This is a genomic window from Amycolatopsis sp. VS8301801F10, assembly GCF_046195355.1.
Classification (GTDB): Bacteria; Actinomycetota; Actinomycetes; order Mycobacteriales; family Pseudonocardiaceae; genus Amycolatopsis.
This window is the reverse complement of the sequence record NZ_CP176065.1, coordinates 1,132,084-1,151,593: the sequence shown is the minus strand read 5'-3', so window position 1 is coordinate 1,151,593 and position 19,510 is coordinate 1,132,084. Positions and strand designations below refer to the sequence as shown.

Here is a 19,510-nt window from a genome sequence, read left to right as displayed (position 1 = left end):
ATGCGGCTCAAAAGGACACTCGCGGTCGCGGCGGCCGCGCTGGTGACCGTGGCCGGGGTGAGTGCCTGCCGGGATTCCCGGGAGATCGACCTCGGCAACGGCGGGCGGCCGCACATCAAGATCATGGTCGGCGGACTGTCCAAAGTGATCTACCTGCCGGGGCAGCTCGCGAAGCAGCTGGGCGAGTACCAGAAGCAAGGACTGGACGTCGAACTGTTCGACCAGCCGTCCGGGGCCAACGCGGAAACCTCGCTGCTGGCCGGGGAAGTGCAGGGCGTGATCGGGTTCTACGACCACACGATCGACCTGCAGGCCAAGGACCAGTGCATCACCAGCGTGGTGCAGTTCGCGAATGTTCCCGGGGAAGCGGAAATGGTCGCGACCCCGAAGGCCGGGCACATCAAGTCCGGCGCGGATTTCCGCGGCAAGAATCTCGGCGTCACGTCGCTGGGTTCGTCGACGGATTTCCTCACCAAGGCGCTCGCCAGCCGCGGCGGGGTCGGCAGCAAGGATTACACGCCGGTGAAGGTCGGGGCCGGGCAGACGTTTATCTCCGCCCTGCAACAAGGTTCGATCGACGCGGGCATGACGACCGACCCGACGATCGCGCAGCTGACCAACACCGGACAGGCCAAGGTGCTCTACGACATGCGCACGCCGGAGGGCACGCGCGCGGCGCTGGGCGGACTGTATCCGGCGAGTTCGCTGTACATGAGCTGCGAAATCGTGAAACGTTATCCGGACGTCGTGCAGAAACTCGCCAATGCGTACGTGAATTCGCTGCAGTGGCTTTCCACGCACACCGCGGAAGAGGTGGCCGATCTGATGCCGCCGTCATTCGCGGGCGGGGACAAGGCGTTGTACGTCAAGTCGCTCAAGGACAGTCTGCCGATGTTCACCAAGGACGGCCGGATGGACCCGTCCGGCGCGCAGAACGTGCTGAAGGTGCTGGGCGCGTCGTCCAGCAACGTGAAGCCCAAAAAGGACAAGATCGATTTGTCCAAGACGTACACCACCCAGTTCGTGGACGCCGCGCACGCCCGTACGGCGCGGTAGTCCACTTCGGAAGGAGTCCGTGCCGGCCCGCCGCCTCCCCTGGCGGGCGGGCACGGACTTCCGGGTACGCAGAGGAGAATCAGGACATTTGGTGAAGATTTCCCGGGATGTGAATACCCTTCGAAAGTAGCTACCAGCCCGGGCGGGCGAAATTCAACACTGGTACGCGCAGGCACTCCCGTGACCAGATTGGACGCCCATGAGTTCACGATCTTTCCGTCGTCCCCTCGGATTGCTGGCGGCCGGCGCGTTCGCGGCCGCGACCCTCGTCGCCGGCGCGGGAGCCGGGCCCGTCGCCTTCGGCAAGCACTTCCACGGGAACCACTACTCCGGCGGAAACTGGGGCGGCTACGTCAGTTTCGGCAGTTTCACCACCGCGACCGCGGGCTGGACCGAACCGGCGGCGACCTGAAATTCCAGCAACGACCTGTTCGCGCCGTGGGTCGGCATCGACGGCGACGGATCGTCCACTGTGGAGCAGACCGGCGTCGCGACCGATTGTTCCAGCGGCAGCCCGCAATACCAGGCGTGGTACGAAATGTACCCGGCCGCGCCGGTGTACTACTCGGCGAGCGAGGCGCCGGTGAAGGCGGGCGACCACATCACCGCGACCGTCACGCGCAGCAGCAACAGCTACAAACTCGACCTGCGGAACGACACTCAGGGCTGGACCAAAACGACCACGCAGTCGTTGAACGCCAAGCACTCTTCGGCGGAGGCGATCATCGAATCGCCGACCGATTCGTACCCGGCGATCAACGGCGGCGTGAAATTCGACGGGGTCAAGTTCGACGGCAAGAACCTCGTCGACACGAGCCCGCAGGGCCTCAACGCGGACGACGGCGGCAGCGCGACCTGGGTCCCCGGTCCGATCGGCTCGGACGGTCAGAGCTTCTCGATGAACCGGCAGTAGCGGCGGAGCCCTGAGGGAAGTCCCTCAGGGCTCCCCTCACGGACGTTCGAACCGGTAAGCGCGTTCGACCCGGGAGACCTGGACGTCGAACGAGCGGTACCACTCGGCACGGCCCTGCTCGCGGGTTTCGGCGTGTTCCAAGTTGGTGCGCCATCCGGCGATGGAGTCTTCGTCCTGCCAGTACGACACGGTGATGCCGAGCCCGGACTCGTCGCGGACGGAGTTCATGCCGAGGTAGCCCGGCTGCTTCGCGGCGAGTTCGGCCAGATAGGCGGCGCGTTCGGCGTAGCCGCGGTCGCTGTCGGTGCGCCGGGACGTGAAGATCACCGCGTAGTAGGGCGGTTCGGGAAGCTCCATGCCCGGAGATATACCGGGCGGGCGCGGGCCGGGCCAGCGGGTTTCACCCCTGGAGTCCGTTGACTGCCCAGGCGAACACCATCAGCGCGAGCAGCAGCGAGATTCCGGCCTGGACCATCATGGTCATCTTCGCCCAGATCCGCAGCGGCATGACGTCGGTCGGGCTGAACGCGGTGGCGTTGGTGAACGACGTGTAGAGGTAGTCCAGGTACCGCGGTTCCCATTCGGCCTTGGCCATCGACGGGTCGCTCATCTGCGGGAACTGCAGGTCGGGGAAGTCCGCGTGGCCGGCCGCGCGCCGGGCCGGGCCGCCGCGGTCGAACTCCCAGTACCAGAGCGAGAAGACGACGATGTTGGTCCAGTAGATGACCACGCCGCTGATCAGCACTTGCACCGCGTGCCCGCGTTGCGCGCCCTGCGCGATCCCGATCACCAGCTGCACCGCGGAGGCGCCGTTGAGCACGCTGACGACGGCGAGCGCGGTCAGCGCCACCATGCGCTCGACGATGTTGAACTCGGTGACCCGGCCCGGATTCAGCAGCAGCAGCGCGACGATCAACACGGCGGTCAGCGACGGCAGCAGCCACCACGGGTGGAGCACCATCTCGTCGGGCAACGCGAGCTGCAGGGCGAGGGTTCCGATGACGACAGCCGCCGCGGGCCATCGGGTCTCGCCTTTGGTCGCCCGCCGCCAGGCAGGCACTGGTTCGTCAGCCACGTGGATACGGTAGGACGCGCTGCTGGTTATTGCGCGCTTTCAGCTGACGGCAGCTTCCTCGCGACGTCCGTGCGGCTTCGCGCGCCTAGCTTGCGAAGCACCTTCGCCACGTGCTGCTCCACCGTGCGCGGGGAGAGGAACAGACCGTCGGCAATCTGCCGGTTTGTCCGACCTTCCGCTAGCATCTCGGCGACTTCGCGCTCTCGCGGCGACAGTTCGCGACCGTAGCCGCGACGGCCGCGCTGTGACGGTGCCCAGGCACCGTGTTCGCGAAGCACGTGATGGCAGCGGCCAGCGTCGCGCGTGGCACCTAGCTGTACGTACGCAGCTGCGGCCTGGCGAAGCGCAGCGGTCGCGTCGTCTTGGCCGGCATCGAGCCGACAGCGCGCCGCGCGTTCACGCATACCGGCGGCCAGGTACGGCATCGGCAGTGCTGCGTACGCGTCGGCGGCGGTGTCGAAGAGCGTCGCAGCGGCTAGGTGTTTTGCGCGGGCGTTCGTCAGGACGGCGCGGCCAGCGTGCAGGGCTGCGCTGGCGAGAGGTGCGTCGCGGTCTTCGATGCCGCGCGCGAACTCTTCGACAAACGCGTCTGCGTCATGCCAACGGTCTGCGCGCGTGTACGCCTCCGCGGCGGCTGGGACGAGCGACGCTGCCCAAACCCACACGCCTTTACGACGTGCGGCGTCGACAGCTACATCGGCGGCTTCGCACGCTGCGGCGACGTCGTCGGTCGAGAGGTGGACACCGATCAACACCGAAGCCGCACACAACACAACGGGGATAGGGCCTTCGCCCGGACGGTGCGCCGAGGCGTCGGCCAAGTGTCTTCGTGCCGCGGCGAACTCACCGCGCACCGCAGCCAGCCCGCCCAGCACCAGCGACGTCTCCATCACGATCGCGCCCAGCGCCGGGTGCCGGGTACGGACGTCTTCGGTCGCTTCGGCCAGGCCGTCCCAGTTGCCGCGGAACCACGCGAGCCGGACTTCGGTGCCCTCGATCAGGCCCTTCGGGTACAGCGCACCGGCTTCGGAAGCCCGGCGGAGCCCCTCGGCGACCAGCTTTTCGGTCCGGTCGAGGTGACCGGCCCACGACTGCGCGTCCGCGAGGTTGCACCACAGCCGGGCCAGCTGCACGCGTTCGGCGACGCTCGGCGCGGTGTCCGGCATCGCCTGGAACTCCGCCCACGCCGAACCGTCGCCGATGTGCGAGGCGGTCGCGATCCGGTCGCCGGTGAGGGCCAGCCGCAGCTCGGGATCGGCCAGTCCGGAGTGGACTTCCCGGGCCCGGCGCATCCACTGCTCGTGCCAGGACAGCGGGGTGAGCCCGTCGAACGGCAGCGCGAGCAGGTTGATCCCGCGCGCGGCCAGCTCCGGCCGGTCCGACAGCTCGGCGACGGCGCGTTCCACCGCCGCGCGGCCCTGCTCCAGCCGGCCGGCGACCCGGACCAGCAGCATGCCCAGCGCGAGCCGGATCGTCCCGTGCACGGCCGGCGGCAGCGGCCGGTCCTCGAGCACCTTCTCCAGCGTCAGATGGACATCCGGCCGGAAGACGCGCAGCGCGACATCGCTGAGCTTCTTCGCCAGCCGGCCGACCGCGTCCTCGTCGGCCTTCGCGACAATCGCTTGCAGCAAGTCGATCGCGCGCGCGGTATCGCCGTGGGCAATCGCCTCGTCGGCCGCTTCTTCCGCGTAGCGCCGCCATTCTTCGACGCATCCGGCGGCATGGGCGTGTGCGGCGAGCAGGGACAGCGGTTGGCCGGGCAGGTGCATTGCCTTGGTATGAAACAGCTTTCGCTCGGACGCGCTGAGGCCATCGTACACCGCCTTGCGCGCGAACGGATGCCGGAAGCCGTAGCGATTGTCGTCGACCTCGTCCAGCAGACCGTCCGGTACCACGAATTCGTCCGCGGCCAACCCGGCCAGTTTGTTGAGCACCGACGGTTCGGCGGGAAGGCCCAGCACCGCGGCGGCTTTGGTGAGCTGCACTGCGCTCTCCGGCAGCGAGGACAGTTGCCTGGACACCGATTCGCGCAGCGCGGGCGGAACTTCCAGCCGGTCCAGCGCCGACTCGGTCAGTTCGACCCCCCGCAACGCGCGGAGAGTTTCCTCGGCGGCAAAAGGAATTCCGGCGGTGTACTCGTGCAGTTTCGCGGCGAACTCGGCGTTGATCCGGGCCAGTCCCAGCAGGTCGCGAGCCATCGCGGTGACCGCCGCGGCGTCCAGCGGCCCCAGCGTGACCTGTGCGCTGTGTACCTCAGGAGCCGTGCGGACGCTGGAGTTCCCGGTGCAGCAGGTGGCGACCACGCCCAGGCCCGGCGGCCAGTCGACGGCGAGAAAGCGCAGCAGGTCGCCGGTTCCCGGGTCGGCGCGATGCAGATCGTCGATGAGCAGGACGGTCGGACCGCAGGCGATCAGCAGTTCCCGGAACGCGCGGAACACGCGATGTCGTTGCGCACCGGCGTCCGGAAGCGGGTCCGGCGCGGGCGGCAGCACGTCGGCCAGCTCCGGCAGAAGCGGGCGCAGCGCACCGGCGACCGGGCTCAACGGCCCGAGCCGGTCCCCGGCCGAGCGCAACGCTTCCAGTATCGGACCGTAGGGAAAGGGTTCGGCCAGCTGCGGGCACGCGCCGCGCAGCACGCGGAGCCGGGAAAACTCCGGCCGCGCGGCGAGTTCGGAAAGCAGCCGGGTTTTGCCCATTCCGAGCGCGCCCTCGACCAGCACCGCGGCGGGCCGGTGCCCGAGAACCTCAGCGACGGCGGCGAGTTCGCGGTCCCGTCCGGCGAATGCCGCCGGGCGCGGACGCACGGATACCAACGTCGGAACGGCCGGCCACATCACGACCTCCCCAGCGAGCATCTTGTCCGTTTCGCCCGGAGCTTAAGCAGTGCGCGGGGCGGGGTAAACCGACTCCCGGCGGGGCGGCGGGCACGCTGCTCACACGTCTGCCTCCGTACGGTGACCAAATGGCAGAAGAAATCCCGGCGCACGGTCACGAAGAGTGCGAAACCTCGTGGAGTTCGCCGGTTCAGCGGAACAACCCGCGGACGACCGTTCCGGCGGCCAACGCTCGGTAGTCGCGCAAGTCCCTACTTAAGGACTGCTCCGCTACCTATTCTCGGACCCCCTTATTGCAGTGGATTGGACCACCGCCGCACGCTTCGAGGCCGGGGGGAACCGAACGCGAGGGAGAAGCATGAAAGCCATCAGATTCCTCGGTGCCGCAACCGCCGCCGCGGCGGTGACGGCGATCTTCGCCGGAGTCCCGGCCGCGAGCGCCGCCCCGCTCAACCCCGACATGGTCCCGGCGATGCAGCGCGACCTCGGCCTCACCCACAGCCAGGCACTCGCCCGGCTCGCGAACGAAGAGGCCGCGAGCAAGGTCGGCGCGGCACTGGAGAAGTCTCTCGGCGAACGCTTCAGCGGCACGAGCTTCAACGCGGCGACCGGCAAGGCCGTCGTCTCGGTGACCGACGCGGCGCTCGTCGACCAGGTGCGCGCGGCCGGCGCCGAGGCCCAGGTCGTCCGGTTCAGCGCCCGGCAGCTCGACTCGACCGTGCAGGCACTGAACGCGCACGAGAAGGCCGCGCCGAAGTCGGTCACCGGCTGGGGCATCGACACCGCGAGCAACCGGATCAGCCTGACTGTCCTCAAGGGACAGCGCGGCGCGGCCGAGCAGTTCGTCCGGCAGTCCGGTGTGGACAGTTCGGCGGTGACCGTGACGGAGACCTCGGCGGTGCCCAAGACGCACTACAACGTGCTCGGCGGGGACGCGTACTACATCGGCAGCTCGTCCCGCTGCTCCGTCGGATTCTCGGTGAGCGGCGGCTTCCTGACCGCGGGCCACTGCGCGGCACTCACCGGCGGCGGCGCGCTGTCCGGCTACAACCGGGTCGCGATGGGCCAGTTCTCCACCTACCGGTTCCCGGGCGCGGACTACGCGGCCGCGCGGGTCAACAGCAACTGGACCCCGGTCGGCCAGATCAACAACGGCACTCGGGTCGCCGGTTCCACCGAGGCGGCGGTCGGCGCTTCGGTGTGCAAGTCCGGCTCCACCACCGGCTGGACCTGCGGCACGATCCGCGCCAAGAACCAGACCGTGCGCTACCAGGAAGGCACTGTGACCGGCATGGTGCTCACCAACGCCCGGTCCGACCACGGCGACTCCGGCGGTTCGTTCATCAGCGGCAACCAGGCGCAGGGCATGGTTTCCGGCGGCGACACCGTCAACAGCTACTACTACCCGGTGAACGTCGCGCTGTCGGCGACGGGCACCACGCTCGTTCGCGGCTGAGCTCGGCCCCGAGGGAGTGCCCGCGCCGGTGCGGGCACTCCCTCGCGGGGTGTCCACAAGCGACAAAGGCGGCTCGAGTGCCTCCAGCGCACTCGAACCGCCCCTGTCGCATTCGCCGCGGGATCGGCAGGTCTTCTCACACGTTGCTGATCTCCTCGATCAGCCCGTCGATGTCGAAGTGCTCGCTCTCGGCTCCGAGCGGCACCAGCTCGTAGGAAGATTCGAGGAACGCCTCGAGGTCGGCGCGCTCCAGCTCGAACGACGCGTAGCCGTCGGGCGATTCGATTTCCAGCGTCAGCAAGGCCTCGTCCTGCGACAGGTCCGGCCGGATCCGCACGTCGCCGATCCCGGACGGTTCGTCCAGCCCGGTCACGAGCAGGTCGCGGGCGAACGTCCACTCGATCCACCGGCCGCGTTCGGTCCGGAACGCCACGGTGACCGCGTATGGCTCCGACACGTGGAAGGAGAGACGGGACAGCACCGGCGTAGTGCTCTCGTTCAGCAGTACGAACTGGGTCTGGTGTACGGCGTCGGTGGTGTGCACGGCTGCTCCTGGAGTCCTCCGGTCGTTCGCGCCTCGCGAACTGGTCGGCAGGGAGATGATCGGCCCGGGAGCACATGACGGCGTTCTGCCGACGTTCACGCGATCGGTTGCATCGGGCCGGAGGTGCGTAACGCCGGACACAGAACCCTTGCGGTTTCGGCCGGGTCAGGAAAGCGGCAGCGTGAGGCCCACTTTGACCCGGTCCATCGCCACGCTCGTGGTGAAGTGCCGGACGTTCGGGTTGTCGAAGAACATCCGCCGCGCGAAAGTCTCGAACGCCGCCATGTCCGGGCAGGTGACCACGAGCACGAAGTCCGCGGTGCCGGTGACGTAGTAGCACTGCTGCACGCAGTCGTCGGCCAGCACCTGGGCGCGGAAGCCGTCGAGCACCGCCAGGCTCTCGCGCTCCATCTCGACCATGACGACGAACGTCATGTCCAGCCCGAGCGCGGCCGGGGACAGCACCGCGACCTCCTTCTCGATCACTCCGGCTTCGCGCAGCCGCTTGATCCGCCGCTGCACGGCCGCGGCGGACAGGCCGACTTTGGACCCGATGACCTCGGCGATCGTGCGGGCGTCGGTCTGCAGGCAGGAGAGGATGGCGAGGTCGAGCTGGTCGAGGTCGGGAGTGCGCACACTTCAGGCTAACCGGGCGGACCGACAAAAAGCCTCGGGTTTACCACGCCGCCTGGCCGCCGAACGCAATACCTCCTATTGAGCGAATGTGGAAGAGGTCTCTTAGTGACGTGGAACACAACTGACCGGTCTACCCAGGGGTAGGCCATACAAGGGAGGCAACCGGCGACGTCCGCCAACCAGCCGGTCTGGGAGGTCCCGCCATGAGTGCTGTCCGGTCGCGCCACCGCGCCGCCGTCGTCGCCGGAATCGGCGGCGCGCTGCCCGAGCACGTGGTGACGAACCACGAGATCGCGGCCCGCCTGGACACCAGCGACGAGTGGATCCGCACCCGCACCGGGATCCGGGAGCGCCGCCGCGTCGCGCCCGGCCAGTCCACTGTGGACCTCGCAGAGGAAGCCGGCCGGGCGGCGCTCGGCCCGGACGGGCGCGCGGACGCGGTCGTGCTCGCCACCTCCACCGCCGACCAGCTGTGCCCGGCCACCGCGCCGCAGGTGGCGGCCCGGCTCGGCCTGGGCACCGCGCTGGCGTTCGACGTCAACGCGGTGTGCAGCGGCTTCATCTACGCGCTCGCGACCGCCGCCGGGTTCATCGCGGGCGGGATGGCCGAGCGGGTGCTGGTGATCGGCGCGGACGTCTTCACCTCTCTGGTCGACCCGGACGACCGCACCACGGTGCCGATCTTCGGCGATGGCGGCGGCGCGGTGCTGCTGCGCGCCGGCGAGCCCGGCGAACGCGGCGCGCTCGGCCCGTTCGACCTGCACAGCGAGGGCGAACTGGCCAAGCTGCTGTGGGTCGAGGCGGGCGGCGCGGCGCAGCGGGTGCCGCAGAACCCGAAGGACCGGTTCATGGTCATGCAGGGCACGGCCGTGTTCCGGCAGGCGTGCGCGCGGATGGCGGAATCCTCGCGCGCGGTGCTGGAGCAGGCCGGCTGGATGGTCGGCGACGTCGACCGGTTCGTCGGGCACCAGGCGAACATCCGGATCCTGCAGGCGACCGCGAAACAGCTCGGCATGCCCGCGGACGCGGTGGTCTCGAACATCGACCGGGTCGGCAACACGAGCGCGGCGTCGATCCCTCTGGCGCTCGCGGACGCGGTCGCCGACGGGACGCTGACGCCCGGGCACCGAGTGCTGCTGACGGCGTTCGGGGCCGGGCTGACCTGGGGTTCCACGGTGCTGACCTGGCCTGAGCTGCCCTGATCGAGCGCGGGCCCTAGGTCGTCCAGGTCCGCGTCTCGCGGTGGCGGCCGCGGAGGTGGAGTTCGCCGTGCAGCCGCCAGTGCTCCCGTTCGCCGCCGAGTGCGGCCTTCACCGTCGTTTCGCTGGCGAGCACCCGCGAAGGGACGGCTTTCGCGTGTTCGGTGAGCCGCGCGGCCTCGTTCACCGCGTCGCCGATCACCGTGTACTCCAGCCGGCTCGACGCGCCGAGCTGTCCGGCGAATACCTGCCCGGTCGCGACGCCGATCCCCAGGTCCAGCTCGCCTTCCGACAGCACCGCGTCGCGGATCGCGCGGGCCGCGGCGAGCGCCATCGTCGGGCCGTCGGACAGCCGGGTCGGTGCGCCGAAAACGCACAGCGCGGCGTCGCCCTGGAACTTGTTGACCAGCCCGCCCCGAGCGTCCACCGCGGACACCACGCTCGCGAAAAACCGGTTCAGCTTCTCGACCAGCTCCTGCGGCGGAGTGCGCGACGCGAGCGCTGTCGAGTCCACGACGTCCACGAACAGCGCGGTGACCTCGCGGACGTCGCCGGAGAGGGACGCACCGTATTCGAGCGCGTGCCGGGCGACGTCGGTGCCGACGTGGCGGCCGAAGAGATCGCGCATCCGGTCCTGTTCGCGCAGGCCGGCGGCGAGGTCGTTGACCGACGTCTGCAGCATCCCGATCTCGCTGGAATCGTCCACGTCGACGTGCACGTCCTTGCGTCCGCGCGCGATCGCGTCCAGTGCGATCCGCAGCCGGTGCAGCGGCGCAGCGACGGCGCGGGACAGGAGCGCGGTGCCGATCGCGCCCGTCGTCAGGCCGGTCACGGACAGCACGATCAGGCTCGCCGTCGGGTTCCCGTGGCGGCCGAGATCGGGCGGCGTGGTGACCAGCAGCACGCCGATCAGCGGCACGCCGCTCGCCAGCACCCAGGTGACGACCAGCCGGGTCAGCACGGTGACCGGAAGCGAACCGCGCGGCGGCAGGACGTCGAGCGCCATCGTCATCACCGGCCGCGCGACCCATTCCGCGGCCAGATAGGTGAGGCCGACCGTGGTCAGCCCGCCGAGGCCGATGGTGAGCGCGATGCCCGCCGCGTCGCCGATCGAGCCGAGCACGCCGGCCAGAATGCCCAGCGCGAGCGCGCCGATCAGCCAGAGAGTGCCGCTCACCACCGCCATGTCGAACGGCAGCCGCAACGCGCGTTTCGCCTCGTCCGCGGACGGCGGGCGGCCGATCGTGAACCACACCACGGTGCGGCGCTGCAGGTAAGCGGTCCAGAGCGTGCCGACGACGAGGGCCACCGCGACCACCCCGGCCGCGGTGACGCCGAGCACCCAGCCGCGATCGTCGACGTCCTCCGGCAATCCCTGCAGGAGCAGCAGCAACGCGACGACGCCAGCCCCGGCGACACTCGACCCGACGCCGAGCGCGGCGAAGCCCAGACTGGTGCGCAGAACCAGCCGGAACCTCCCCGCGATCATCGTGCGCACCAGCAGATCGTATGGGGTGGCGGGTCCGGGAGCGAAAAAGCTGTCGCTGTCCGGGTTCGCCGATGGTTAGCGTGGTCGCATGCAACCGCTCGACCCCGCCGAAATCCGCGCCTCGTTCGTCAACTGTTCCCGCGGGGAAGCCAAGTCCGTCACGCTGCCGGCGGACATCCCGTGGGAAAAGCGCGACTTCCTCGGCTGGCGCGACGTGAAGGCGCCCGGCCGGGCATACCTCGTCGTGCCGCACGGCGACGAGCTGATCGGCCTGTCCCTGCGCGCCGCGCCGCCGCCGAAATCGCGGCTGCGCAGCAACATCTGCGCGTTCTGCACCACGACGCATCCGCTCGCCGACATCGCGCTGTTCACCGCCCGCCTTGCCGGAAAACCCGGTCGCGACGGCAACACGGTGGGCACGTATTTGTGCGCTGACCTGGCGTGCAGCGCATACCTGCGTGGCGAGCTCAAGCCAGCGGTGCCACAGCCGAAGGAGTCGCTCTCGGAGGAGGAACGGGTCGAGCGGATGAACGAGAAGATCGGCCGGTTCGTGGCACGGGTGCTGGAAACCCGGTAACCGCGGTGCGGGTGCTGGTGACCGGGATGTCCGGAGCGGGCAAGACCAGCCTGCTCGCCGAACTTTCCCGGCGCGGGTACCGCACGGTCGACACCGATTACGGCGGCTACACCCGCGACGGGCTCTGGCGGGAAGACCGGATCGCCGCGCTGTTGTCGACGCCGGGTCCGTTGTTCGTCTCCGGCACGGTCTCGAACCAGGTGCGGTTCTATCCGCGCTTCACCGACATCGTGTTGCTCAGCGCGCCGCGCGAGGTGCTGATCGAGCGGCTGGCGACGCGAACCGGCAATCCGTACGGCAAGCATCCGGACGAACTGGCCGAGACGTTGCGCTATCTGGACGAGGTGGAGCCGCTGCTGCGCTCGTCGGCGACGTTCGAGGTGGCGACCACGGTGCCGGTGGCAGAGGTCGCCGACGCGGTGCTGCGCCGGGTCGGTTAGGGATTCAGAAATCCCACTCGCCGATCCGGCCCATCTTGCGGATCGCCGGGAACAGCGCTGAGGCCCGCAACGCCAGCCGCGAGGCGACGGGGATTTTCTCCAGTGTCTCGTCGCTCGCCCAGTCGGTCGCGTCCAAACAGGACACCAGGCGGAGGCCGTAGCGTTCGAGTTCGTGCGGATCGTCGATGCCCCAATGCAAAGTCGCGCCCGCACGGCGGACCACCGGGTTGATCGTCTGCGCCTTGATGCCGAGCGAGCTGAAGAAGTCGGCCACGATCCGGCCGGACGGGAACTTGCCGACGAGCCTGCGGACCAGTTCGGTGCCGGACTCCGCGGTGAGGTACATGGTGAGCCCCTCGGCCACGATCAGCGCCTCGCGGTCGCCGGGGACCTGGTCGAGCCAGCCGAAATCGGTGACCGACGAGCCGATCGCCGAATATCCGGGCCGCTCCGGGTAAATCCGGCCGCGGACGTCGACGACCTCGGGATAGTCCACGTCGAACCAGGCGACCGACGGCGGCGGGTCGAGCCGGTACACGCGGGTGTCCATGCCGCAGCCGAGGTGCACGACGATCGCGTCCGGGTGCCCGGCCAGCCACTTGGCGGCCATCTCGTCGATCGCGCGCGCCCGGATCGCGACGGAGACGGCGGAGTTCTCGTTCACGCCGAGCCTGCGGAAGTCGTAGTCGATCTTCTTGACCGCCTCGTCGGCGGCGGTGTCGCCGAGGATCGGGTCTTTCCGGCGGGCGTCGAGCGCGCGGCCGTACAGCGTGCCGAGGTTGGTCGCTTTTTCCTCGGTGAAGTGCACTTTCTCCACGACGGGACCCCCTGGTTGTCAAAGTTTTCACAAACTTGTGAAGACTGTAGCGCTGATTGCCGGGGGAGGCATCCCTCGTTGTTCAGGAAGACGCGTAGTCGTGGGCGTAGGTTTTCGCGTCCAGCAGGTGTTTGAGGGTGATCTCGCGGGCCGCCGCCGCGTCCGAACGGCTGATGGCGTCGAGGATCGCGCGATGCTCGGCCACCGCCTTCCGGATCTGCCCCGGCAGCCGCAGCGCGGCCCGGCGTTCTTCGCCGACCAGGGCGAGGACCGAACGGAGCAGGTCGGCGACGTCGTCATTGCCCGCGTTGCTCGCGATCACCCGATGGAATTCGGCGTCGGTCGCGATCACGCGCAGCATGTCCCCGGCCGCGGCGGCCTCCTCCATCTCCGCGACGTTGTCCGCGAGCCGTTGCACGACGCGGGGCGTGTGTTGCCGCGCGAGCCGCTCGGCGAGAGTCGGCTCGACGGTCGCGCGCAGGTCGAACAGCTTCTCGACCAGCTGCTCGTGCTCGGAAAACCAGCTGCTCAGCGGGCTGTCGGTGGTGCCTTGCTCGCGGACGTAGGTGCCCGACCCGGCGCGGATCTGGACGTACCCGATCGAATCCAGGACCCGCAACGCCTGCCGCAACGACCCGCGGCTGATGCCGAGCTGCTCGCACAGCGCGCGTTCCGCGGGCAGGCGCGAGCCCGGCGGAAGCTCGCCCGAGTCGATCATCGTGCGCAGATGGTCGACCGTGGCGCTCCAGACCTGCTCGGATTCGTGGGCCACGCCGCCCATCCTGGCAGCTGCCGCCCCGAGCCGCCGGAAATTGTCGGTGGCGGGTGTCACCATCTTCGGCAGCGGCTTCGGCAGCGGCTTCGGCAGGGAAAGGGAGGGAGCATGCCCGCGAAGTTCAAGGACCTGGCGTTGGACGCGCTCGATCATCAGGCACAGGCCGACTGGTGGTGCTCGGCACTCGGCTACGTCCGGCGCGGCCCGCCGGGGGAGCGCCCGCCGGACTGGCCGGTCGCGATCGTCGACCCGGCTGGCGAGGGTCCGCTGCTCTGGCTGAACCTGGTGCCGGAGAGGAAGACGGTGAAGAACCGGATGCACCTGGACGTATGGGGCGACCCAGCGGAACTCGCCGCGGCCGGGGCACGGATGGTGACCGAGCGAGGAGAGGACCGGGAGTGGCACGTGATGGCGGATCCGGAGGGGAATGAGTTTTGCGTCTTTGAGCGGTGAGGTGCCCGGCGGCGGTTGAGGCGTGGGTGAGGCGTGCGGATCGCTGACGCGGTGTTGCGGGTGGCGGCGGTTGAGGCGTGGGCGAGGCGTCGGTGAGCGGCGCGGGCGGATCGCCGACGCGGGTGTTGCGGGTAGTGGGCGGACGGAGTGAGGACGGAGGGAGCGGTTATCGGAAGGAGCTGCTGGCGGAATAGCGGGTATGGGAGGCGGTGCGGTCGGAGCGCGGGCGTCACTGCCGAGCTGATGCGCGTCGGCGCGTGCAGGAGGCGCAGACGGACGGAAGGAGCGGTTATTGGAAGGAACGTTGGCGGAGGGAGCAGCTGGCGAGGAGCGGTGAGGGTGTAGCGGTTGCGGGAGAGCAGTGCGGCCGAAGTGCGGGTGCCGCTGTCGAACCGGAGCGCGCTGGCGGACAGGTCAGTTCGCGGAGGATCCGTCGGGGGCGCACGACGGCCCGCCGGTGAGCTGAAGCCGCGACCGTCGGCAGGCAGGCAGGCAGGCAGGCAAGCAAGCTCAGCCGTGCCCGGGTCGATGCCGTCAAGTGTCTGACCGGACACATCGCGTCGCCGAGAGTCGGGGGTCCTGCTTAGGGTCAGCGGGTGAGTGCTTTATGACCTGGTGGCATGCCGTCGTCATCTTCATCGCCGGGGTGTGGGCCGGGACGATCAACACCGTCGTCGGTTCCGGGACGCTCGTGACCTTCCCGGTGCTGGTCGCGCTGGGGTATCCGCCGGTGACTGCCACGACGTCGAACGCGGTCGGGCTCGCGCCGGGCACGATCAGCGGCGCGTATGGCTACCGGCACGAGCTTGCCGGGTACTGGCCGCAGGTGGTGCGGTTCGCGGTCGCCTCGTTCTTCGGGGCGATCGGCGGCACCATTCTTCTCCTGACGCTGCCCAAGGACGCCTTCGAGAAGATCGTGCCGGTGCTCGTCGGGCTCGCCGTCGTGCTGGTGATCGTTCAGCCCAAGGTGTCGAAGTGGGTGCAGAAACGCCGCGAGGCCAACGGGCGCGAGCACCGCGCCGGGCCGTTGCTGTTCGGGCTGCTCTTCGTCATCGGCATCTACGGCGGTTACTTCACCGCCGCTCAGGGCGTGATGTTGATGGCCGTCATGGGCATGCTGCTGTCCGAACCGCTGCAGCGGCTCAACGGCGTCAAAAACGTGCTGTCCGCGGTCGTGAACATCGTCGCCGGCGCGATTTACGCGTTCGTCGCGCCGGTGAGCTGGCCGGTGATCGGGCTGCTCGCGCTCGGGTCCACGATCGGCGGACAGCTCGGGGCCAAGATCGGCCGCAAGCTGCCGCCTGCCGTGCTGCGCGGCGTGATCGTCGTGATCGGGCTCGCCGCGGTCGTGCAGCTGGTGCTCAAATAGCCTGGAATTCCTTGGCCGCGGCCAGCATCAGGTCGTTCTCCTCCGGCGTCCCGATCGTCACGCGCGCGCCCTCGCCGGGGAACGGGCGCACGATCAGCTTCCGGTCCAGCATGTGCTCAGCGAAAGCCGCAGTGCGTTCGCCGAGCGGGAACCACACGAAGTTCGCCTGGGTCGACGGGATCTCGTAGCCCATCGCCAGCAGCGCGTCCCGCACGCGGGTGCGCTCGGAGATGATTTCCTGGCACCGGGCGAGCAGTTCGTCCTCCGCGTCGAGCGACGCGATCGCGGCCACCTGCGCGATGCTGTTCACCGAGAACGCCACGTACACCTGCTGCAGCGCCTGCGCGATCGGCTCCGGAGCCACTGCGTACCCGACCCGCAGCCCGGCGAGCCCGTACGCCTTCGAGAACGTGCGCAGCACCGCGACGTTGCCGTGCGTCCGCGTGAAGTCGACGCCGTCCGGCACCTCGGGGTCGGTGACGAACTCCTTGTACGCCTCGTCCAGCACCACGAGCACGTGCGGCGGGACCGCTTCGAGGAACCGCTCGATCTCGTCCCGGTGCAGCACGGTGCCGGTCGGGTTGTTGGGGTTGCAGAGGAACACCAGCTTGGTGCGGTCGGTGATCCGCGCCAGCATCGCGTCGAGGTCCAGCCCGTGCTCCGGCGTCAGCGGCACCTTCACGCCCGTCGCGAGCGCCACCTGGACCACGATCGGGTAGGCCTCGAACGACCGCCAGCCGAACAGCACCTCGTCGCCGGGACCGCACAGCGCCTGGATCATCTGCTGGCACAGCGAGACCGAGCCGCAGCCGATCGCGAGCTGCTGCGCGGGCACGTCCAGCCGCCGCGAAAGCCGCTCGCGCAAGGCCTGGGATCCGTTGTCCGGGTACCGGTTCACTCCGGTTACCGCAGCCGTGATCGCCGCCTGCACGCTCGGCAGCGGACCGCCGGGCACCTCATTGCTCGCGAGCTTGACGGCCCCTTCGATCGTTCGGCCAGGAACGTACTTCGGCAACGAATCGAGGTCAGGGCGGGGGGCGAGGGACGGCATCGTCGGAACTCCTCGGTTTTCACGGGACGACGGGGTCACCGTATCTCGCCCCGGCGGATCCGGAAAGGTTCCCAATGTTCACCCAGAGGTGATTGCATGAGGCGATGACGTCGACGACCACCGTGGACCACCAGCGTACCGACGGCAGCACCCTGCGCCTCACCTTCGCCGAACCCGACGGCGCGCTTCGGGGCGGCCTGGTGGTCCTGCACGAGGGCAATGGAGTCACCGACGGCGTTTTGCTGCTGGTCAAAAGCCTTGCCGGCGAAGGCTGGCTCACCGTCACCCCGCACATCGAATCCGGCGAGCAGCTCACTCAGCGCGACTTGCTCGACGCCACCGACCGCACGCTCGAATGGCTCACCGACCGCGGCGTCGACGCCGATCTGCGCGGTGTCGTCGGCTTCGATCTCGGAGGCACGGCGGCGCTGGTGGTCGCGTCGCACCGCAAGCTCGGCGCGGCGGTGAGCGTCGGCGGCCAAGGGGTCGCGGAGCTGCCGAAACTGCTGGAAATCGCCGGTCGCCTGACCAGCCCGTGGCTCGGCATGTACGGCGACTCCGGGGACGAGGCGGGCGAGGCCGCGGTGGAGCGCCTGCGCGAGGCGGCGGCCTCGGCGAAAGTCGCGACGAACGTCGTGCGCTATCCGGGCGCGAACCACCGCTTCGACGCCGACCCCAGCGCGGCCGAAGAGGCCTGGCACCGCACCCTCGACTGGTTCGACGCGCACCTCCGCTGATCTCGCGGAAGCGACGGCGGGCGCCGCTCTTGTGTCCTTTGTGGAGGGAGGCCGGGCCCGGATGGGACGAGGTCGAAACGGACTTCCGGGGTTAGCATCGGCGAGTGACCGAGAACGCCGCTGTTCCCGAGGTGCTTTGGCGACCCGACCCGAACCGGGTCGCTGACTCGAAGATCGAAGCCTTCCGCCGCTGGCTGCGCGAGCAACGCGGCGTCGACCTCGCCGATTACGCCGACCTGTGGCAGTACTCGGTCGAGCACGTTCCGGAGTTCTGGACCGCGGTCGCGGAGTTCTTCGGCGTGCGCTGGCACGAGAAGCCGCGGGAAGTCCTGTCCGGCGCGATGCCGGACGCGAAATGGTTCGACGGCGGCACGCTCAACTACGCCGAACATTCACTGCGTCCGGGCACCGGCGGTGCCCCGAAGGCCGACGACGAACTCGCGGTGATTTTCCACCGCGAGGACGGGCTCGCCGAGCAACTCACCTACGGCGACCTCCGCGCGCACGTCGCCGCCGCGCGCGCCGCGTTGCGTGCTTTCGGGGTCGGCAAAGGCGATCGCGTCGTCGCGCTCGCGCCGAACTGCCCGCAGACGCTCATCGCCTTCCTCGCCGCCGCCAGCCTCGGCGCGATCTGGTCGTCGTGTTCCCCGGACTTCGGGATCCGCGCGATCGCCGACCGGTTCGCCCAGATCGAGCCGAAGGTGCTCATCGCGGTGAACGGATACGCTTACCACGGCCGGAAATTCGACATCCGCGACAACGTCCAGCGGCTGCGGGAACAGATTCCGTCGCTGGAAGCCACTGTTTTGGTGAAATACCTGGGAAACGAGACCCTCGACGGCGTCCTCGACTGGAACGCGGTGCTCGCCGAACACGCCGGCGGCGAGCTGGCGTACGAGCCGGTGGACTTCGCGCATCCGTTGTGGATCCTGTATTCCTCGGGCACGACCGGGCTCCCGAAGGGCATCGTGCAGGGCCACGGCGGCATCGTCGTCGAACACTTCAAAGCGCTGGGGCTGCAGAGCGACCTCGGACCGGGCGACCGGTTCTTCTGGTTCACCACCACCGGCTGGATGATGTGGAACTTCATCTCCTCCGCGCTCCTCGTCGGCGCCACGATCGTGCTGTACGACGGCAGTCCCGGCCATCCGGACCTGAACGCGCTGTGGCATCTGGCCGAGCAGCACCGCGTCACCTACTTCGGCACCTCCGCGCCGTTCATCCAAAGCTGCCTGAAAGCGGGCCTCGCCCCGGCCGAGCGCTACGACCTCAGCGCGCTGCGCGTGGTCGGCTCGACCGGTGCGCCGCTGTCTTCCGAGGGCTTCCGCTGGATCGCCGACGCGATCGGCCGGGACGTGCAGATCTGCGCGGTCTCCGGCGGCACCGACCTGTGCGCGGCGATCGTCACGTCCGCGCCGGACGTGCCGGTGTGGCTCGGCGAACTGTCCTGCCGCGTGCTCGGGGTGGCCGCGGCGGCGTTCGACGACCGCGGCGAGCCGGTGGTCGAGGAGGTCGGCGAACTGGTGATCACCGAGCCGATGCCGTCGATGCCGGTCTCGTTCTGGAACGACCCGGACGGTTCCCGGCTGCGCGAGGCGTACTTCGAGATGTTCCCGGGTATCTGGAGGCATGGCGACTGGGTCAAGATCACCCGCCGCGGCTCGGCGGTGGTCTACGGCCGCAGCGATTCGACGCTCAACCGCGGCGGCGTCCGGATGGGCACCGCCGAGTTCTACCGGGTCGCGGAAGGCTTCGCCGAGGTCGCCGACTCGCTGGTCATCGACACGTCGGCGGCGGGCAACGAGAACGGGCAGCTGCTGTGTTTTCTCGTACTCACGGCGGGCGCGAAACTCGAGGAAGTCGAGCCTGACCTGCGAAAAGAGCTTCGCGTCGCGCTGTCGCCACGACACGTACCCGATCGGTTCATCGTCGTTTCCGAGATACCCCGTACGTTGAACGGTAAGAAGTGCGAAGTACCAGTGAAGCGGATCCTCTCCGGAGTCGCGCCGGAGAGGGCGGTGAGCAGGGACGCGCTGGCCAATCCGGCCGCGCTGGCCCCCTTCGTGGAGCTCGCCGCGGACTGAACGCG

General features: G+C 69.2%; 20 protein-coding genes. 11 read left to right on the top strand and 9 right to left on the bottom strand.

The genetic code is table 11. The features are described 5' to 3' along the window. From F9C11_RS05570 to F9C11_RS05560, 3 genes are all read left to right on the top strand, one after another. Entirely contained in the window at positions 1–1,056 is a 1,056-nt protein-coding gene (locus tag F9C11_RS05570) for an ABC transporter substrate-binding protein (protein WP_409183827.1), read from the top strand. A gap of 199 nt (positions 1,057–1,255) precedes the next feature. Then, positions 1,256–1,468 carry a hypothetical protein gene (locus tag F9C11_RS05565; protein ID WP_409183826.1) on the top strand — a complete coding sequence of 71 codons (213 nt, stop codon included), beginning with the start codon at positions 1,256–1,258 and terminating at the stop codon, positions 1,466–1,468. A gap of 15 nt (positions 1,469–1,483) precedes the next feature. Next, positions 1,484–1,969 carry a G1 family glutamic endopeptidase gene (locus tag F9C11_RS05560; protein ID WP_409186823.1) on the top strand — a complete coding sequence of 162 codons (486 nt, stop codon included), beginning with the start codon at positions 1,484–1,486 and terminating at the stop codon, positions 1,967–1,969. Between the two features lie 36 nt (positions 1,970–2,005). On the opposite strand, the gene F9C11_RS05555 is transcribed toward F9C11_RS05560, so the two are convergent. The 3 genes from F9C11_RS05555 to F9C11_RS05545 are packed head-to-tail and all read right to left on the bottom strand — an operon-like array spanning position 2,006 to position 5,848. Beyond that, positions 2,006–2,326, bottom strand: a complete 321-nt coding sequence (locus tag F9C11_RS05555; RefSeq protein ID WP_409183825.1) for an antibiotic biosynthesis monooxygenase family protein — start codon at positions 2,324–2,326, stop codon at positions 2,006–2,008. Positions 2,327–2,369: 43 nt separating this feature from the next. Further along, positions 2,370–3,044: a hypothetical protein gene (locus tag F9C11_RS05550; RefSeq protein ID WP_409183824.1), complete on the bottom strand. Its 675-nt coding sequence runs from the start codon at positions 3,042–3,044 to the stop codon at positions 2,370–2,372. Between the two features lie 26 nt (positions 3,045–3,070). Beyond that, positions 3,071–5,848, bottom strand: coding sequence for an ATP-binding protein (locus F9C11_RS05545; RefSeq protein WP_409183823.1), 2,778 nt, complete (start codon positions 5,846–5,848; stop codon positions 3,071–3,073). 388 nt (positions 5,849–6,236) lie between these two features. Here F9C11_RS05545 and F9C11_RS05540 point away from each other — a divergent pair, with 388 nt between their 5' ends. Further along, positions 6,237–7,334: a S1 family peptidase gene (locus F9C11_RS05540; RefSeq protein ID WP_409183822.1), complete on the top strand. Its 1,098-nt coding sequence runs from the start codon at positions 6,237–6,239 to the stop codon at positions 7,332–7,334. Positions 7,335–7,470: 136 nt separating this feature from the next. Here the strand turns inward: F9C11_RS05540 and F9C11_RS05535 are convergent, their stop codons facing one another. Both F9C11_RS05535 and F9C11_RS05530 read right to left on the bottom strand, forming a co-directional pair. Next, entirely contained in the window at positions 7,471–7,878 is a 408-nt protein-coding gene (locus tag F9C11_RS05535; RefSeq protein ID WP_409183821.1) for an SsgA family sporulation/cell division regulator, read from the bottom strand. A 165-nt stretch (positions 7,879–8,043) separates the two neighbouring features. After that, on the bottom strand, positions 8,044–8,514 hold the full coding sequence (locus F9C11_RS05530; RefSeq protein ID WP_409183820.1) for an Lrp/AsnC family transcriptional regulator: 471 nt from the start codon (positions 8,512–8,514) through the stop codon (positions 8,044–8,046). 203 nt (positions 8,515–8,717) lie between these two features. Here F9C11_RS05530 and F9C11_RS05525 point away from each other — a divergent pair, with 203 nt between their 5' ends. Next, positions 8,718–9,716, top strand: coding sequence for a beta-ketoacyl-ACP synthase III (locus F9C11_RS05525; protein ID WP_409183819.1), 999 nt, complete (start codon positions 8,718–8,720; stop codon positions 9,714–9,716). A 13-nt stretch (positions 9,717–9,729) separates the two neighbouring features. Here F9C11_RS05525 and F9C11_RS05520 read toward each other — a convergent pair whose 3' ends face one another. Then, positions 9,730–11,202 (bottom strand): adenylate/guanylate cyclase domain-containing protein, encoded by a 1,473-nt coding sequence (locus tag F9C11_RS05520; RefSeq protein ID WP_409186822.1) that lies wholly within the window; start codon positions 11,200–11,202, stop codon positions 9,730–9,732. Between the two features lie 88 nt (positions 11,203–11,290). Here F9C11_RS05520 and F9C11_RS05515 point away from each other — a divergent pair, with 88 nt between their 5' ends. Then, positions 11,291–11,779, top strand: a complete 489-nt coding sequence (locus F9C11_RS05515; protein ID WP_409183818.1) for an FBP domain-containing protein — start codon at positions 11,291–11,293, stop codon at positions 11,777–11,779. A gap of 5 nt (positions 11,780–11,784) precedes the next feature. Continuing rightward, positions 11,785–12,219 carry an AAA family ATPase gene (locus tag F9C11_RS05510; RefSeq protein ID WP_409183817.1) on the top strand — a complete coding sequence of 145 codons (435 nt, stop codon included), beginning with the start codon at positions 11,785–11,787 and terminating at the stop codon, positions 12,217–12,219. Between the two features lie 4 nt (positions 12,220–12,223). On the opposite strand, the gene F9C11_RS05505 is transcribed toward F9C11_RS05510, so the two are convergent. Both F9C11_RS05505 and F9C11_RS05500 read right to left on the bottom strand, forming a co-directional pair. Further along, on the bottom strand, positions 12,224–13,036 hold the full coding sequence (locus F9C11_RS05505) for a class I SAM-dependent methyltransferase (RefSeq protein ID WP_409183816.1): 813 nt from the start codon (positions 13,034–13,036) through the stop codon (positions 12,224–12,226). An 82-nt stretch (positions 13,037–13,118) separates the two neighbouring features. Further along, positions 13,119–13,817 carry a FadR/GntR family transcriptional regulator gene (locus F9C11_RS05500; RefSeq protein ID WP_409186821.1) on the bottom strand — a complete coding sequence of 233 codons (699 nt, stop codon included), beginning with the start codon at positions 13,815–13,817 and terminating at the stop codon, positions 13,119–13,121. 102 nt (positions 13,818–13,919) lie between these two features. Here F9C11_RS05500 and F9C11_RS05495 point away from each other — a divergent pair, with 102 nt between their 5' ends. Together F9C11_RS05495 and F9C11_RS05490 are read left to right on the top strand one after the other, a co-directional pair. After that, on the top strand, positions 13,920–14,264 hold the full coding sequence (locus F9C11_RS05495) for a VOC family protein (RefSeq protein ID WP_409183815.1): 345 nt from the start codon (positions 13,920–13,922) through the stop codon (positions 14,262–14,264). Between the two features lie 607 nt (positions 14,265–14,871). Beyond that, positions 14,872–15,633, top strand: a complete 762-nt coding sequence (locus F9C11_RS05490) for a sulfite exporter TauE/SafE family protein (RefSeq protein ID WP_409183814.1) — start codon at positions 14,872–14,874, stop codon at positions 15,631–15,633. Here F9C11_RS05490 and hisC read toward each other — a convergent pair. Further along, positions 15,626–16,684 (bottom strand): histidinol-phosphate transaminase, encoded by a 1,059-nt coding sequence (gene hisC, locus F9C11_RS05485; protein ID WP_409183813.1) that lies wholly within the window; start codon positions 16,682–16,684, stop codon positions 15,626–15,628. The genes F9C11_RS05490 and hisC overlap by 8 nt on opposite strands. A gap of 104 nt (positions 16,685–16,788) precedes the next feature. Between hisC and F9C11_RS05480 the strand changes: the two genes are divergently transcribed. Then, positions 16,789–17,421, top strand: coding sequence for a dienelactone hydrolase family protein (locus F9C11_RS05480; protein ID WP_409183812.1), 633 nt, complete (start codon positions 16,789–16,791; stop codon positions 17,419–17,421). Between the two features lie 104 nt (positions 17,422–17,525). Continuing rightward, a complete protein-coding gene (locus tag F9C11_RS05475; RefSeq protein ID WP_409183811.1) occupies positions 17,526–19,505 on the top strand; it encodes an acetoacetate--CoA ligase in 1,980 nt (659 codons plus the stop codon). Positions 19,506–19,510: the final 5 nt, after the last annotated feature.

Bases quoted from the DNA above. Each gene is read 5' to 3' on its own strand.
- F9C11_RS05570 (WP_409183827.1), top strand. From the start codon at position 1: ATGCGGCTCAAAAGGACACTCGCGGTCGCGGCGGCCGCGCTGGTGACC.
- F9C11_RS05565 (WP_409183826.1), top strand. From the start codon at position 1,256: ATGAGTTCACGATCTTTCCGTCGTCCCCTCGGATTGCTGGCGGCCGGC.
- F9C11_RS05555 (WP_409183825.1), bottom strand. From the start codon at position 2,326: ATGGAGCTTCCCGAACCGCCCTACTACGCGGTGATCTTCACGTCCCGG.
- F9C11_RS05540 (WP_409183822.1), top strand. From the start codon at position 6,237: ATGAAAGCCATCAGATTCCTCGGTGCCGCAACCGCCGCCGCGGCGGTG.
- F9C11_RS05525 (WP_409183819.1), top strand. From the start codon at position 8,718: ATGAGTGCTGTCCGGTCGCGCCACCGCGCCGCCGTCGTCGCCGGAATC.
- F9C11_RS05520 (WP_409186822.1), bottom strand. From the start codon at position 11,202: ATGATCGCGGGGAGGTTCCGGCTGGTTCTGCGCACCAGTCTGGGCTTC.
- F9C11_RS05515 (WP_409183818.1), top strand. From the start codon at position 11,291: ATGCAACCGCTCGACCCCGCCGAAATCCGCGCCTCGTTCGTCAACTGT.
- F9C11_RS05500 (WP_409186821.1), bottom strand. From the start codon at position 13,817: ATGGGCGGCGTGGCCCACGAATCCGAGCAGGTCTGGAGCGCCACGGTC.
- F9C11_RS05495 (WP_409183815.1), top strand. From the start codon at position 13,920: ATGCCCGCGAAGTTCAAGGACCTGGCGTTGGACGCGCTCGATCATCAG.
- F9C11_RS05490 (WP_409183814.1), top strand. From the start codon at position 14,872: ATGACCTGGTGGCATGCCGTCGTCATCTTCATCGCCGGGGTGTGGGCC.
- hisC (WP_409183813.1), bottom strand. From the start codon at position 16,684: ATGCCGTCCCTCGCCCCCCGCCCTGACCTCGATTCGTTGCCGAAGTAC.
- F9C11_RS05480 (WP_409183812.1), top strand. From the start codon at position 16,789: ATGACGTCGACGACCACCGTGGACCACCAGCGTACCGACGGCAGCACC.